Raw genomic sequence first — 15,836 nt, 5'->3', positions numbered from 1 at the left:
CGCCGCAGCGGCAATGGGCCAGGCGCCGGCTGCACATCCGGCAGGCAAAGGCCAGGACATGGGCGGGACAGGACATGGGCGGGAATAGCAAACAGGTGCTGGAGCCCGCAGCCCCCATTTCATTTCCGTTCGCGCGTTCCTATATCAGTGCCACATCCCCGCAATCGGATCATCGGTTCGCACCGAGTGGACAGCGCACCCGGCCACAAGGCACTTGTGTTTTTCGGCCGTAGTCGCTAATCGCCCCGCATTCGACTGAACTGAAGGTCAAGGCCGTCCAAGGAAAGAGACTATGGCAAAAGGTAAATTCGAGCGTAACAAGCCTCATGTGAACATTGGCACGATTGGCCACGTCGATCATGGCAAGACGTCGCTGACGGCGGCGATCACGAAGTATTTTGGCGAATACAAGCGCTACGACCAGATCGATGCGGCGCCCGAAGAGAAGGCCCGCGGCATCACGATTTCGACGGCGCACGTCGAATACGAGACGGCAGCGCGCCACTACGCCCATGTCGACTGCCCCGGCCACGCCGACTATGTGAAGAACATGATCACGGGTGCTGCGCAGATGGACGGCGCGATCCTGGTGGTGTCGGCCGCCGACGGCCCGATGCCGCAGACCCGCGAGCACATCCTGCTTGCCCGTCAGGTCGGCGTGCCGTCGATCGTGGTGTTCCTGAACAAGGTCGACCAGGTCGACGACGCCGAGCTGCTCGAACTGGTCGAGCTCGAGGTTCGCGAGCTTCTGTCGAAGAACGAGTTCCCCGGCGACGACATTCCGATCGTCAAGGGTTCGGCGCTGGCTGCTCTGGAAGACTCCAACAAGACCATCGGCGAAGATGCGATCCGCGAGTTGATGGCTGCGGTCGATGCCTATATCCCGACGCCGGTTCGTCCGCTGGACAAGCCGTTCCTGATGCCGATCGAAGACGTGTTCTCGATCTCGGGCCGTGGCACGGTCGTGACCGGCCGCGTCGAGCGCGGCATCGTCAAGGTCGGCGAGGAACTGGAAATCATCGGCATCCGTCCGACGACCAAGACGACCTGCACGGGCGTCGAGATGTTCCGCAAGCTGCTCGATCAGGGCCAGGCCGGCGACAACATCGGCGCGCTGCTGCGCGGCGTTGATCGTGAAGGCGTCGAGCGCGGCCAGGTTCTGGCCAAGCCCGGTACGGTGAAGCCGCACAAGAAGTTCGTGGCCGAAGCCTACATCCTGACCAAGGACGAAGGTGGCCGTCACACGCCGTTCTTCACCAACTACCGTCCGCAGTTCTACTTCCGCACGACCGACGTGACCGGCATCGTGTCGCTGCCGGAAGGCACGGAAATGGTTATGCCCGGCGACAACATCACGGTCGATGTCGAGCTGATCGTGCCGATCGCCATGGAAGAGAAGCTGCGCTTCGCCATCCGTGAAGGCGGCCGCACCGTCGGTGCCGGCATCGTCGTCACCATCAAAGAGTAATCGAGCCCGGCATCGCCGGATCGAAACGGATAGGGGCGGCCCTCGGGCCGCCCTTTTTCGTTGGCTAGATGTGCCTATTTGGGGTCCCAATCTCTGTTGCAAGTCTGTGAGCCTCTACAGTATAGATTGCGTTGAGGGCTTGGTCGGATGGTTCCACAGCACCGTTTGCATAGTCGGCCATGGTTGGCACTGGGGCTGATCTGCCTGGTGTCGATGCTTGCCGTGGGCAGCGCCGCCTTCGCGGCCGAGACAAAAAATTCAGAGCCGGATCCGGATCCGCCGATGCGGTTCGTCGTCGTGCGCAGCGGCGCGGCGGGCTGTGAGCCGACCTGTCCGGAATGGATATCGGCCGAGGGTGCGATATCGGCCAAGTCGCCGGCGCTGCTCAAGGCTGCCCTGAAAACGCTCGGCGGCCGCAAATTGCCGATCGTCATCAACTCTCCGGGCGGCGATGTCGATGCGGCCATCGCCATGGGCCGGATGATACGCAAGAACAAGCTCGACATCGCGGTCGGCAGGACGTGGTTCGTCGGCTGCGAGCCGGGGATGAAAAACTGCAAGGAGAACGACGCCAGAGGCGCGCACTATATCGGCAGCCCCTATGTGCTCGGCAGCTATTGCGCGTCCGCTTGTCCAATGATGCTGGCCGGCGGCACCAGGCGCCTGGTCGGGCCGCTGGCCTATCTCGGCGTCCACCAGATCACGACCACGATCGTGCAGATGAACGTGCAGTATCAGGTCCGCTACCGGATCGTGAAAGGCAAGAAGCGGGTCATCAGCAAGAAGGTCGTCAGCCGCAAGAACACCGGCAGCTACAAGACCTACGAGATGAGCAAGGGGGTGGAGCGCAAGCTGTCCGCCTATTTCAAGGAGATGGGTGTCGACCTCAGCATCATCGAGACGATGAAGAGCACGCCGGCCAGCGACATCCAGCAGATCGACCTCAGCGACATGCTGACAATGAAGCTGGTCACCAGCGACGACGCTGCAGATTTGCTGACCAGCGCAAGCCTGTGCAGGCTGAACCTTCCGGCTCCGAATTGCCGGGAGATACCGGAGAACAAGCCAGCCGGCGGCCTGCCGGACGTGGCAAAGGCTGCGCCGCTGCCGGTGAAGCCGGAGAGCGCGCCGCACGATGACGGCATGCGCTTTGTCGTGGTTCGCGGCAGCAACCCGCTCTGCAATCCCGACTGCCCGGAATGGATTGCAGCGCAAGGCGCGATTACGCCCCAGACGCCGCAGAAACTCAGCCAATTGCTCGCCACGCTTGGCAACCGGCGGCTGCCGGTGGTGATCAGCTCGCGAGGCGGAGACCTCTCCGGCGCCCTGGCGGCGGGCCGGATCATCCATGAAAAGAAGCTCGACGTTGCCGTTGCCCGCACCGATTTCGTCGGCTGCGACCCGGCAGAGTGGAATTGCCTGGCCAAGGACGGCGCCTATGCCGGGCTGAGCGTCGATGGCGACGGCGAGTGCGATTCGGCCTGCGCGCTCATGCTGGCCGGTGGCGCCAGGCGGCTTGTCGGTTCCCAGGCGCGGCTCAGCCTCTATCTGATGGGGCAGAAGCAGGCGGTCAAATCCTACCTCGACGAGATGGCGATCAGCCCCGCTTTGTTCCGGGCGCTCCAGGGCAGTTCGGTCGAGCGTCAGCTCGAACCCGACATGATGCTGGAGGTCGGCCTGACGACCGGGCGCCAGTCGGTGGATGCGCTGACGGGGTCCAGCATCTGCAGATCGGCGCCGAAACCTGAGAATTGCCGCGTGGTGCCGTCGTCCAATGGCTGATCGCGCCTATCGTCATGGAAGAGAAGCCTTGCTTCGCCTTCCGTGAAGGCGGCCGCACCGTCGTGCCGGCGTCGTCATCACCATCGAGAAATAGTCGAGCCGGTGTCAGCCGGATGGACCAGGAAAAGGGCGGTCTTTGGGGCTGCCTTTTTGTTTCCGGCGTTGCGCGGCACAAGTATTGCACGATTGTTTCAAAGCTATTGCAAGCACCGTCGCCGCAACTATTATGGATTGCATTGAGGGGTTTGCCGGGCGTGGTTTTGGGACAACGTTCAGACACTGTGGGACGGTGGCGGCGCGGGCTGGTCCGGCTGTCGACGGTGGCCGCGATGGCGATGGCTGCCTTCGCCGCGAAGGCCGAGGATGCCTCCCCCGGGACATGGCAGACAGTACCCCCTCTGCAGGGAGTGCTCTATCCGACCGATCCGACGATATGGACCGACGATCACTCGGAGATGCAGTTTGTCGTCACGCGCAGCAGCGCACCTGGCTGCGAGCCCAATTGTCCGGAGTGGATCTCCGCCGAAGGCGACATCTCAGCCGGCACGCCAGCCTTGCTCAAGCGTACCTTGAAGAAGCTTGGCAGCCGCAAACTGCCCATCATCGTCAATTCCTTTGGCGGCAACGTCAATGCAGCGCTCGAACTTGGCCGGATAATCCGCAAGAACAAGCTCGATATCGCCGTAGGCAAGACCGAGTTTTCCGACTGTTGGCCCGGGACGGATGGTTGTGGTTTTAGTTACGGCAAAGGTTCCGCCTATCTCGGCCGGGCGTCTGATGGCGCCAGCTGCAACTCCGCCTGTCCGCTGATGTTTGCCGGTGGCGTCCGCCGCGTGGCCGGCGGCTGGAACTATCTGGGTGTTCATCAGATCACCACCACCTGGTTCCCCTCCACAACGCACTACCGGACCACATATCGCGTCAAACGGGGCAAAAAATATCGGGTCACCACGCAAACGGTCACTCAAGGTGAAAGCTACAAGACCTATGAGATGAGCAAGGGGTACGCGAGAAAGATCTCGGCCTATCTCCGAGAGATGGGTATCGGGCAGGGCGTGCTGGACTTGATGAAGGCGACGCCGGCGAGCGACATCAGGCAGATCGGCCTCCACGATATGCTGACGATGAAACTGGCGACCAGCACGGACACTCTTGAGCTGTTTACCAGAGCAAGTTTGTGCATGTTCGACCCGCCGGCTCCGAACTGCCGGGAAGTGCCTGGACCGGCAGGCAAGCCGACGCCGCCGGTCGCTGCCACGACGGTCGCAGTCAAGCTCGCGAATGTGGCAGCCAAGCCCGCCGCTGTCACAAAGCCTTTGCCGGACCCCGCAGCGGCTCGTGTGGATATGAGCTTTGTCGTGGTCCGCGGCAGCGACCAGCATTGCACGCCGCAGTGTCCGCAATGGATTTCTGCGCAAGGCGCGATCACGCCTCAGACACCGCAAAAATTGCGCCAATTACTCGACACGCTTGGCAACCGGCGGCTGCCCGTGGTGATCAGCTCACGAGGCGGAGACTTGTTCAGCGCTCTGGCGACCGGACGGATCATCCATGAAAAGAAGCTCGACGTCGCCGTTGGCCGCACCGATATCGGTGACCCGGTCGAGGACGGCATCTATGCCGGGCTGAGCTTCGACGCCGGAGCCGACTGCGATTCGGCCTGCGCGCTCATGCTGGCCGGTGGCGCCAGACGGTTTGTCGGCCCCCAGGCGCGACTCAGCTTCTACCTGATGGGACAGAAGCAATTGGTGAAGACGTATCTGAATGAGATGGCGATCAGCCCCCGTCTGTTCACAGCGCTTCAGGACCGTTTCGCCGAGCGTGAGCTCGACCCTGATATGATGCTGGAGGTCGGGCTGACGACCGGGCCCCAGTCGGTGGATGCGCTGACGGGTCCCGGCATCTGCAAGTCGGTGCCGAAAGCTGAGAACTGCCGCGTGGCGCCGTCGCCCAACGCCCAGGCCGAAGCGCCGGCCAAATTGTAGCGCGGCGGGTTCACACTCGCCATCGAGGCAGGTTGAGCAGGGCGCGATTTCCGCTATCGTCGTGCCGGCGCCGGGCTGGCGGAGGATCGACAATGAGCCAGGACATCCCGACACTCTACGAATGGGCCGGCGGCATCGAAGCCCTCAACTGGCTGACGGAAACCTTTTACGACAAGGTGTCGCGCGACCCGGTGGTCGGCCCAGTGTTCAAACACATGTCGCCGGATCATCCCGCGCATGTCGCGGCCTTCATCGGCGAGGTTTTTGGCGGACCCAAGACCTACAGCGAACAGCATGGCGGCCATCGCGAGATGGTCATGCATCACTTGGGCAAGCATCTGACGGAGGAACAGCGCCGCCGCTGGATCAGCCTGCTTGCCGATGCCGCCGATGCGGTCGGGCTGCCGGACGATCCCGAATTCCGTTCCGCCTTCATGGGCTATGTCGAATGGGGGTCACGGCTTGCCAAGATGAATTCCACCCTCGGCGAGACCTGCGACCCGCAGACCGAACCGATGCCGGCCTGGGGCTGGGGCGTGCCGGGCGGGCCGTACAAGCCGCCGGCCGGGGGCTGAGCGCCGGCATGCGGCTTCAGGCAGGCGAAAAATCGAGATAGGCAGGGACGGGCTGGTCATCACCTATTCGGATTTTGGCAAAGGATCTGAAAGCGCGTCAGACAACTCTTTACAGCGCGCCCGGAAGCTTTTAGGAAGCGCCTGCGCTGAAACGCGCGTACGGGCATAGCTCAGTTGGTAGAGCGGCGGTCTCCAAAACCGCAGGTCGTAGGTTCGAGCCCTGCTGCCCGTGCCATTTTCCTCGTTGGAATCCGGCATTTTAGAAACGCCTTGTTTTGGCTCCTCGTTTGGTTGGGCTGAAGCCGCGTACTCGACGAGCGACGTTCCGAAGGCATGCGCAGAGCGAGAGCGCTGATGCGCAATGCCGAAGTCGGCGTATTTCCACGAACCGATTTCCTTGATTCAACTGCCATTGGCGAGCCAATTGCCATTTGCGTTCACAATTCAGAATAGGCCTATTTTGCTGCCGCCAGCTGCTTTTCAGCGGCTGCGAATTATTGGAAGCGGGATGCTGGCCTGGCTTCTGGAATTTTTTTGAATAGGGCTCTTGAACCGGTTTTCAGCCCTTCCTAATTCGTTTCCCGCCGAGGCCGATTGGCTTGACAAAAGGCGGCGCTGCTGGGCGGCGCCCTTGTACCCATGTTGCTTCAAGGAGGATGTGGCTATGAGAACCTTTGATACTCTCTATCGCAGCACCGTCGGTTTTGACCGTCTTTTCGACATGCTCGACAGCGGCACGCGTCCGGACTGGCCGCCCTATAACATCGAGAAGGTCGACGAGAACGATTACCGTATCTCGATGGCCATCGCAGGCTTCAGCCAGGATGAGGTTGAGCTGACCCAGCATGGACCCGAACTGGTCGTGGTAGGCCAGAAGGCTGATGACCAGAGCGGACGCCAGCTGCTGCACCAGGGCATCGCCTACCGCACTTTCAGGCAGACGTTTAAACTTGCCGACCACATGAAGATCAAGGCAGCAAACCTTGAGAACGGTCTCCTGACCATCGACATCGTCCGTGAGATTCCCGAAGAGCTGAAGCCGCGCCGCATCAGCATCGGGGCCGGCGACGCCCAGGTGGGCGGCAAGCAGATCGCCCAGGATACGGAACGCACCCGCAAAGCGGCCTGATCGTATCGATTCAGTTATCCCTGCGGTCCGCCTCCCGGCTTCGGCCGGGAGGCCCAGATTGCGGAGAATGGAGATGGACAACTTCTACGAGACACCGACACTTTCTGCGGCACGCTCGGGCAAAATTGAAACTTCTTTGTGCCTGCTCGACAATCCAGACGACGTCATCAACCATCCACGCCTCAGCCGTGGAGAAAAGCGGGCACTGCTTTCCTCGTGGGCGTCCGATGCCTGCGCGGTGGAAAACCAGCCTGCCTTGCGCCGCCTGGACAACGGCACGGTAATCCCTGTCGACCAGATTCTGAGGGCGTTGAAGGCTCTGGATGAGAAACCCACGCTGGGGAAAGAGACTTCAGGCCGGGTGCTGCCTTGGCGACCCTCCACGCGCCGCAGCGGTCTCAAGGCTTGGCGGCGTCGTGGCCGTTCTTTCGGCCCCGACGATGACGACGACCCGCCCCCGTGCCCGGCAGTGATCGCGCCGCGCCCACGCCCGCCACGCGGAATCGGCGCAGTGGCCGGAGTCGAACTCGCCTGCGCCTGAGCTAACCCTGGGTAGATCCAGCTGCCTCGGCATGGGCAGCTGGATTCCAATCTTGCGTGCGCTTCATTTGGTTTCCAAAACAGCAGGTCGCAGGTTCGTCCCCAACGCCATTTCCTGGAACTTGTAATCACGTGCCTGATCTTCCGGATGCACCCTCCGGAATTAGGGTCTGGCATTGAAAAACGGCAGGCGGCTTGCCATATTGGGTGAACTGAGGCATAAGGCCCCGATAGCCGGGACGGGACGACTGGATGGTTCCGAGGCGGCGTTTGGTCATAAAGCGGACACTTGCCACTTGCGTGGATCAAGAATCGGTTTTATGTAGACACAACAGACACGCGACGCGTGGAGCTGGGAAGCCGGCTTTACGCGTCCGATTTGCATGGGCGAAATGGCGCTGATTCGGTGCCGACTTGAACCCAGGCGGCACGTCCCGGCCAGCGGGATCATCCAGGAGACCCGGCCAACGGGTCTTGAAGACAGAGCGGCATATGGCTTCGAAAACCACAAATCCTTTCGTCTTTCTCCAGCAGGTCCGCGCGGAGACCGCCAAGGTGACTTGGCCGTCGCGCCGGGAGACGATGATCTCGACGGTGATGGTGCTCGTATTCGCGGTCATCGCGATGATCTTTTTCTTCACCGCCGACGTGGCCATGGGCTACGCGATCGAGCGGTTACTGAGCCTCGGCCATTAAGTCCGGCGATTACGGAGAAGTCTTGAAATGACCGCGCGCTGGTACATCGTCCACGCCTATTCGAACTTCGAAAAGAAGGTCGCCGAGGACATTGAGAACAAGGCCAAGCAGAAGGGCCTGTCCGCCGATATCGAGCAGATCGTGGTGCCGACCGAGAAGGTCGTCGAAATCCGCCGCGGCCGCAAGGTCGATGCCGAGCGCAAGTTCTTTCCGGGCTATGTGTTGCTCAAGGCCAATCTGACCGATGCGGTGTTCTCGCTGGTCAAGAACACGCCGAAGGTCACCGGCTTCCTCGGTGACTCCAAGCCGGTGCCGATCACCGAAGCCGAGGCGCAGCGCATCCTGAACCAGGTTCAGGAAGGCGTCGAGCGGCCGAAGCCCTCGGTCACTTTCGAGATCGGCGAGGCGATCCGCGTTTCGGATGGCCCGTTCGCCTCGTTCAACGGTTTCGTCCAGGAAGTGGACGAGGAGCGGGCGCGGCTCAAGGTGGAAGTATCGATCTTCGGGCGCGCCGTGCCGGTCGATCTGGAATTCGGACAGGTCGAAAAGGGCTGATCCGAAAACCCTGCGCCGGTTCGCCGGCAAGGGGAGGCGGCGCGGAAAGCGCGCGGCCATGAACGGGTGGGAGGCGAATGCGGCTTTAGCCGGCCGCGCGGACCGCACCACCAGACTGCAACCGCCGGTGTTCCCGATACTGGGGCCGGCACATGAGATAAAGGCAGGAAAGAGATGGCTAAGAAAATTGCAGGCCAGCTCAAGCTCCAGGTCAAAGCGGGATCGGCTACGCCGTCTCCGCCGATCGGCCCGGCACTTGGCCAGCGCGGCATCAACATCATGGAATTCTGCAAGGCGTTCAACGCGCAGACCCAGGAAATGGAAAAGGGATCGCCGATCCCGGTCGTCATCACCTATTACCAGGACAAGTCCTTCACCTTCGTCATGAAGACGCCGCCGGTGAGCTACTTCCTGAAAAAGGCGGCGAACTTGACGTCAGGTTCGAAAGAGCCGGGCAAGATCAAGGCCGGCACGATCGGCCGTGACAAGGTGCGCGCCATCGCCGAACAGAAGATGAAGGATCTGAACGCAAACGACGTCGAGGCGGCCATGCGCATGGTCGAGGGCTCCGCCCGCTCGATGGGTCTGGAAGTGGTGGGCTGAGATCATGGCAAAGATTGCAAAGCGTGTATCGAAGTCCCGTGACGGCATCGACCCCAACAAGGCCTATGCCCTTGATGAGGCGCTGAAGCTGCTCAAGGACCGTTCGACGGTGAAGTTCGACGAGACCATCGAAGTGGCGATGAACCTCGGCGTCGACCCGCGCCATGCCGACCAGATGGTCCGCGGCGTGGTCAACCTGCCGAACGGCACCGGCCGCTCGGTCCGCGTCGCCGTGTTCGCACGTGGCGGCAAGGCCGATGAGGCTCGCGCCGCCGGCGCCGACATCGTCGGTGCCGAGGATCTGGTCGACATCGTCCAGAAGGGCACGATCGACTTCGATCGCTGCATCGCCACGCCGGACATGATGCCGCTGGTCGGCCGTCTGGGCAAGGTGCTGGGCCCGCGCGGCATGATGCCGAACCCGAAGGTCGGCACCGTCACCACCGACGTCGCCGCCGCCGTCAAGGCATCGAAGGGCGGCGCTGTCGAGTTCCGCGTCGAGAAGGCCGGCATCGTTCATGCCGGCGTCGGCAAGGTCTCGTTCGACGTCAAGGCGCTGGAAGAAAACGTCCGCGCCTTCGCCGATGCCGTGACCAAGGCAAAGCCGGCTGGCGCCAAGGGCAACTACGTCAAGAAGGTGTCGGTCACCTCGACGATGGGCCCAGGCCTCAAGCTCGACGTCTCGACGCTCGCAGCGTCTTGATACGAACATCTGGATCGGCTGCCAAGGCGCTGATCCGCAAGTGAATTCCGGGCCTCCGACTTGTCGGCGGCCCGGTACCGGAAGTCGAGAGGCTTCCGGACATCCTGTCCGAGATTGCAGGCGGCCCAGAAGCCTTAATTGAATTGGGCCTGCATGAGACGGGTGAAAACCGGACAACGGAGCGACAAGCTCCAATGAAAGGTTCGAACCGTGTTTGCCTTTTGTCTGCGCATCTCCGGCTTGCCGTCGATGTGGCGAAAGGGGGCAGGATCCTCGAGCGTCGTTCGGGAGATCTGTAATGGATGGCCCGGCCGGCAAAAAGGCAACCCGACGCCTGTCCCACTAGCGGGGCAGGGGTCAACTGGAGATAGGCAGTGGACAGAGCGGAAAAACGCGAACTCGTCACGGGCCTGAATGGTGCTTTTGCAGGCGCTGGTTCAGTCGTCGTGGCCCACTACGCCGGTATCACCGTCGCGCAAATGAACGACCTTCGGTCGAAAATGCGCGCTGCCGGTGGCACCGTCAAAGTCGCGAAGAACCGTCTCGCCAAAATCGCTCTTCAGGGCACGGACTCCGCATCGATCATCGACCTGTTCAAGGGACAGACGCTGATCGCTTATTCGGAGGATCCGATTGCGGCGCCGAAGGTCGCGTCCGATTTCGCCAAGGGAAATGACAAGTTGGTCATTCTCGGCGGCGCAATGGGCACCACCTCGCTCAACGCCGACGGTGTGAAGGCACTCGCCACACTTCCGTCGCTCGATGAGCTGCGCGCCAGGCTGGTTGGCATGATCGCCACGCCGGCAACCCGGATCGCCCAGATCGTCAATGCGCCAGCGGCTTCGGTCGCGCGCGTAATCGGCGCTTACGCCCGGAAGGACGAGGCGGCATGAGGCCGTTCCTCGCTATCACAAACACACGTTCGAACCTGATGAAGGAATACAACAATGGCTGATCTGGCAAAGATCGTAGACGACCTTTCGAAGCTGACCGTCCTCGAGGCGGCCGAGTTGTCGAAGCTTCTGGAAGAAAAGTGGGGCGTTTCGGCTGCTGCTCCGGTGGCGGTTGCCGCTGCCGGCGGCGCTGCCGCTGCTGCTGCTCCGGCTGAGGAAAAGACGGAATTCGACGTCGTCCTCACCGAGGCAGGCGCTCAGAAGATCAACGTCATCAAGGAAGTCCGCGCCATCACCGGCCTGGGCCTCAAGGAAGCCAAGGATCTGGTCGAAGCAGCTCCGAAGCCGGTCAAGGAAGCCGTTTCCAAGGCTGACGCTGAGAAGTTCAAGGCCCAGCTGGAAGCAGCCGGCGCCAAGGTCGACCTGAAGTAAGCGTAAAAGCGGCGGGCGGCCTCGCGCCGTCCGCCACTCCCTTCATCAGAGGGGAGGATGCGTAGCGCGAGATGTACGAGAACCTCTTTCCTGAGGGCCGAAACCGGCCTTCAGGAAACGGGTTTTCTCCCGTTTTAGCCGTCGCCGCCAGGCGGCGGGAAACAGATCAGGGGCCGCCGCCGAGGTGGCCGCGCATGCAAGGTGAGCCGCGGCGAGGCTCGCCCCGAGTTTATAGCTAAGGAGCGACGATGGCCCAGACCCAGACTTTCAATGGCCGCAGACGCGTACGCAAGTTCTTCGGAAAGATTCCGGAAGTTGCGGAGATGCCGAACCTGATCGAGGTTCAAAAAGCATCCTATGACCAGTTCCTGATGGTGGCGGAGCCCAAGGGTGGGCGTCCGGACGAGGGACTGCAGGCCGTTTTCAAGTCGGTTTTCCCGATCTCCGATTTCTCCGGCTCCTCGATGCTGGAGTTCGTGAAGTACGAGTTCGAAGGACCGAAATTCGACGTTGACGAATGCCGTCAGCGCGACCTGACCTATGCCGCGCCACTCAAGGTGACGCTGCGCCTCATCGTGTTCGATATCGACGAGGATACCGGCGCAAAGTCGATCAAGGACATCAAGGAGCAGGACGTCTATATGGGCGACATGCCGCTCATGACGCTCAACGGCACCTTCATCGTCAATGGCACGGAGCGCGTCATCGTCTCGCAGATGCACCGTTCGCCGGGCGTCTTCTTCGACCATGACAAGGGCAAGTCGCACTCCTCGGGCAAGCTTTTGTTTGCGGCGCGCGTCATTCCCTATCGCGGTTCGTGGCTCGACATCGAGTTCGATTCCAAGGACGTCGTGCATGCCCGCATCGACCGCCGCCGCAAGATTCCGGTGACGTCGCTCTTGATGGCGCTCGGCATGGACGGCGAAGAGATCCTGTCGACCTTCTACAACAAGATCACCTACAAGCGCGCCGGTGACCACTGGCGCATCCCGTTCAACGTCGAGCGTTTCCGCGGCTTGAAGGCCGTTGGCGACCTCGTCGATGCCGATACCGGCGAAGTTGTCGTCGAGGCCGGCAAGAAGATCACCGCCCGCCAGGCAAGAGCGCTTGGCGAAAAGGGTCTGAAGGCGATCAAGGCGACCGACGAGGATCTGCTCGGCAATTACCTGGCCGAGGACATCGTCAACTACGGCACCGGAGAGATTTTCCTCGAAGCCGGCGACGAGATCGACGAAAAGACGCTGAAGGTGCTGCTCGGCACGGGCGAAAGCGAGATCAAGGTTCTCGACATCGACCACGTCAATGTCGGCGCCTACATCCGCAATACGCTCAACGTCGACAAGAACGAGAGCCGCCAGGACGCACTGTTCGACATCTACCGTGTCATGCGCCCGGGCGAGCCGCCGACGCTTGAAACCGCCGAAGCCATGTTCAACTCGCTGTTCTTCGACTCGGAGCGCTACGACCTGTCGGCCGTCGGCCGCGTCAAGATGAACATGCGCCTCGAGCTCAAGGCTGAGGACACCGTGCGCGTGCTGCGCAAGGACGACATCCTGGCGGTGGTCAAGACGCTGGTCGAACTGCGCGACGGCAAGGGCGAGATCGACGACATCGACAATCTCGGCAACCGCCGCGTGCGTTCCGTCGGCGAGCTGATGGAGAACCAATACCGCGTCGGCCTGCTGCGCATGGAGCGCGCGATCAAGGAACGTATGTCCTCGATCGAGATCGATACGGTGATGCCGCAGGACCTGATCAACGCCAAGCCGGCGGCTGCCGCCGTGCGCGAGTTCTTCGGTTCCTCGCAGCTGTCGCAGTTCATGGATCAGACCAACCCGCTGTCGGAGATCACCCACAAGCGCCGCCTGTCGGCACTTGGACCGGGCGGTCTGACCCGCGAGCGCGCCGGCTTCGAAGTGCGTGACGTGCACCCGACGCATTACGGCCGCATCTGCCCGATCGAGACGCCGGAAGGCCCGAACATCGGTCTGATCAACTCGCTGGCGACCTTCGCGCGCGTCAACAAGTACGGCTTCATCGAAAGCCCGTACCGCAAGATCGTCAATGGCAAGCTGACCAATGAGGTCGTCTATCTCTCCGCTATGGAAGAGTTTAAGCACCACGTTGCGCAGGCCAATGCCGAGCTCGACAAGAATGGTGGTTTCGTCGACGAATTCGTCATTTGCCGCAGCGCCGGCGAAGTGATGATGGCGCCGCGCGAAAACGTCGATCTGATGGACGTGTCGCCCAAGCAGATGGTGTCCGTGGCCGCGGCGCTGATCCCGTTCCTCGAGAACGACGACGCCAACCGCGCGCTGATGGGCTCCAACATGCAGCGTCAGGCCGTGCCGCTGGTGCGCGCCGAAGCGCCGTTCGTAGGCACCGGCATGGAGCCGATCGTTGCCCGTGACTCGGGCGCCGCCATCGGCGCCCGCCGCGGCGGCATCGTCGACCAGGTGGACGCGACGCGTATCGTCATCCGCGCCACGGAAGATCTCGATCCCGGCAAGTCGGGCGTCGACATCTACCGGCTGATGAAGTTCCAGCGTTCGAACCAGAACACCTGCATCAACCAGCGTCCGCTGGTGCGCATGGGCGACCGCGTCAACAAGGGCGACATCATCGCCGACGGTCCGTCGACCGAGCTCGGCGATCTGGCGCTCGGCCGCAACGTGCTGGTCGCGTTCATGCCGTGGAACGGCTACAACTACGAGGACTCGATCCTGCTCTCCGAGCGCATCGTGGCCGACGACGTCTTCACCTCGATCCACATCGAGGAATTCGAGGTCATGGCCCGCGACACCAAGCTTGGACCGGAGGAAATCACACGCGACATTCCGAACGTTTCGGAAGAAGCGCTGAAGAACCTCGACGAAGCCGGCATCGTCTATATCGGCGCGGAAGTGCAGCCGGGCGACATCCTGGTCGGCAAGATCACGCCGAAGGGCGAAAGCCCGATGACGCCGGAAGAAAAGCTCCTGCGCGCCATCTTCGGCGAAAAGGCGTCGGACGTTCGCGACACCTCGATGCGCATGCCTCCGGGCACCTTCGGCACCGTCGTCGAAGTGCGCGTGTTCAACCGCCACGGCGTCGAGAAGGACGAGCGCGCCATGGCGATCGAACGCGAGGAGATCGAACGCCTCGCCAAGGACCGCGACGACGAGCAGGCGATCCTCGACCGCAACGTCTATTCGCGCCTTTCCGACGTTCTCGTCGGCAAGGAAGCGATTGCCGGGCCGAAGGGCTTCAAGAAGGGCTCGAAGCTGTCGAAGGACACGCTTGACGAGTATCCACGTTCGCAGTGGTGGCAGTTTGCGGTGGAGAACGAAAAGCTCCAGAGCGAACTGGAAGCCCTGCGTGGCCAGTACGACGATTTCAAGAAGGCGCTCGAGCAGCGCTTCATGGACAAGGTCGAGAAGGTCCAGCGCGGCGACGAAATGCCTCCGGGCGTCATGAAGATGGTCAAGGTCTTCGTGGCCGTGAAGCGCAAGATGCAGCCGGGCGACAAGATGGCGGGACGTCACGGCAACAAGGGTGTCGTGTCGCGGATCGTTCCGGTCGAGGACATGCCTTTCCTCGAGGACGGCACGCATGCCGATATCGTGCTCAACCCGCTGGGTGTGCCGAGCCGCATGAATGTCGGCCAGATCCTGGAAACGCATCTGGGCTGGGCATGCGCGGGCATGGGCAAGAAGATCGGCGAGCTTATCGACGCGTACAAGACGGCTGGAGACATCAAGCCGTTGCGCAAGACGCTCGAGAGCTTCATCCCAGCCAACGACCGCAACGAGCCGGTCCGCGAATATGACGACGAGAGCATCGTTCGCCTGAGCGAGCAGATGCGCCGCGGCGTCTCCATCGCGACACCGGTGTTCGACGGCGCGCATGAAGTCGACATCAACATCATGCTGGAGCAGGCGGGCCTGCACACCAGCGGTCAGTCGCAGCTCTATGACGGACGCACAGGCGAGCCGTTCGATCGCAAGGTGACGATGGGCTATATCTATATGCTCAAGCTTCACCACCTGGTGGACGACAAGATCCACGCGCGTTCGATCGGTCCTTACTCGCTCGTTACCCAGCAGCCGCTGGGCGGCAAGGCGCAGTTCGGTGGCCAGCGCTTCGGCGAAATGGAGGTCTGGGCGCTGGAAGCCTATGGCGCCGCCTACACGCTGCAGGAAATGCTGACGGTGAAGTCGGACGATGTCGCCGGCCGCACCAAGGTCTACGAGGCGATCGTGCGCGGCGACGACACGTTCGAGGCCGGCATTCCCGAGAGCTTCAACGTGCTCGTCAAGGAAATGCGGTCTCTCGGCCTCAATGTCGAGCTGGAGAATACCAAGCTCGACGACAACCCTGTCCGGCTGCCAGATGCTGCCGAATAGGGGCGCGGCCGAGTAAGCAAGACATCCGGTCGCGGAACGCCGCGACCGGATGCGACAAATTCTACGGCCAGTGGGCCGACCACTCAGCGG

General features: G+C 62.0%; 13 protein-coding genes and 1 tRNA gene. All 14 read left to right on the top strand.

Translation table 11 applies throughout. The annotated features are described in order from the left end of the window. Positions 1–292 precede the first annotated feature (292 nt). The 14 genes from tuf to rpoB all read left to right on the top strand — a co-directional run bounded on the left by tuf (position 293) and on the right by rpoB (position 15,746). Positions 293–1,468 (top strand): elongation factor Tu, encoded by a 1,176-nt coding sequence (tuf, locus tag AC3EMP_RS22520; protein WP_023723394.1) that lies wholly within the window; start codon positions 293–295, stop codon positions 1,466–1,468. Between the two features lie 147 nt (positions 1,469–1,615). Beyond that, the gene (locus AC3EMP_RS22515) at positions 1,616–3,250 is read left to right on the top strand and encodes a COG3904 family protein (protein ID WP_023751340.1); all 1,635 of its coding nucleotides are present in this window, start codon (positions 1,616–1,618) and stop codon (positions 3,248–3,250) included. Positions 3,251–3,363: 113 nt separating this feature from the next. After that, on the top strand, positions 3,364–5,235 hold the full coding sequence (locus AC3EMP_RS22510; RefSeq protein WP_245274250.1) for a COG3904 family protein: 1,872 nt from the start codon (positions 3,364–3,366) through the stop codon (positions 5,233–5,235). 92 nt (positions 5,236–5,327) lie between these two features. Continuing rightward, positions 5,328–5,810: a group II truncated hemoglobin gene (locus AC3EMP_RS22505; RefSeq protein ID WP_023751339.1), complete on the top strand. Its 483-nt coding sequence runs from the start codon at positions 5,328–5,330 to the stop codon at positions 5,808–5,810. Between the two features lie 159 nt (positions 5,811–5,969). Further along, positions 5,970–6,045: transfer RNA gene (locus tag AC3EMP_RS22500), tRNA-Trp, on the top strand. A gap of 429 nt (positions 6,046–6,474) precedes the next feature. After that, positions 6,475–6,939, top strand: coding sequence for an Hsp20 family protein (locus tag AC3EMP_RS22495; RefSeq protein WP_286487389.1), 465 nt, complete (start codon positions 6,475–6,477; stop codon positions 6,937–6,939). Positions 6,940–7,012: 73 nt separating this feature from the next. Continuing rightward, positions 7,013–7,480 carry a hypothetical protein gene (locus tag AC3EMP_RS22490; RefSeq protein WP_352597758.1) on the top strand — a complete coding sequence of 156 codons (468 nt, stop codon included), beginning with the start codon at positions 7,013–7,015 and terminating at the stop codon, positions 7,478–7,480. Between the two features lie 491 nt (positions 7,481–7,971). After that, the gene (secE, locus tag AC3EMP_RS22485; RefSeq protein WP_023667439.1) at positions 7,972–8,175 is read left to right on the top strand and encodes a preprotein translocase subunit SecE; all 204 of its coding nucleotides are present in this window, start codon (positions 7,972–7,974) and stop codon (positions 8,173–8,175) included. A gap of 27 nt (positions 8,176–8,202) precedes the next feature. Next, positions 8,203–8,730 (top strand): transcription termination/antitermination protein NusG, encoded by a 528-nt coding sequence (nusG, locus tag AC3EMP_RS22480; RefSeq protein ID WP_006333333.1) that lies wholly within the window; start codon positions 8,203–8,205, stop codon positions 8,728–8,730. Between the two features lie 174 nt (positions 8,731–8,904). Then, the gene (gene rplK / locus AC3EMP_RS22475) at positions 8,905–9,333 is read left to right on the top strand and encodes a 50S ribosomal protein L11 (RefSeq protein ID WP_006333334.1); all 429 of its coding nucleotides are present in this window, start codon (positions 8,905–8,907) and stop codon (positions 9,331–9,333) included. 4 nt (positions 9,334–9,337) lie between these two features. Beyond that, entirely contained in the window at positions 9,338–10,036 is a 699-nt protein-coding gene (rplA, locus tag AC3EMP_RS22470; protein ID WP_352713658.1) for a 50S ribosomal protein L1, read from the top strand. 374 nt (positions 10,037–10,410) lie between these two features. Next, positions 10,411–10,929: a 50S ribosomal protein L10 gene (rplJ, locus tag AC3EMP_RS22465; RefSeq protein ID WP_023667437.1), complete on the top strand. Its 519-nt coding sequence runs from the start codon at positions 10,411–10,413 to the stop codon at positions 10,927–10,929. A gap of 54 nt (positions 10,930–10,983) precedes the next feature. Then, a complete protein-coding gene (gene rplL, locus AC3EMP_RS22460) occupies positions 10,984–11,361 on the top strand; it encodes a 50S ribosomal protein L7/L12 (protein WP_023667436.1) in 378 nt (125 codons plus the stop codon). A 248-nt stretch (positions 11,362–11,609) separates the two neighbouring features. Further along, the gene (rpoB, locus tag AC3EMP_RS22455; RefSeq protein WP_488494676.1) at positions 11,610–15,746 is read left to right on the top strand and encodes a DNA-directed RNA polymerase subunit beta; all 4,137 of its coding nucleotides are present in this window, start codon (positions 11,610–11,612) and stop codon (positions 15,744–15,746) included. The last annotated feature ends 90 nt before the right edge of the window (positions 15,747–15,836 follow it).

The sequence above is a fragment of the Mesorhizobium sp. P160219 genome, from assembly GCF_057786095.1.
This window is presented reverse-complemented; position numbering and strand designations above follow the sequence as displayed.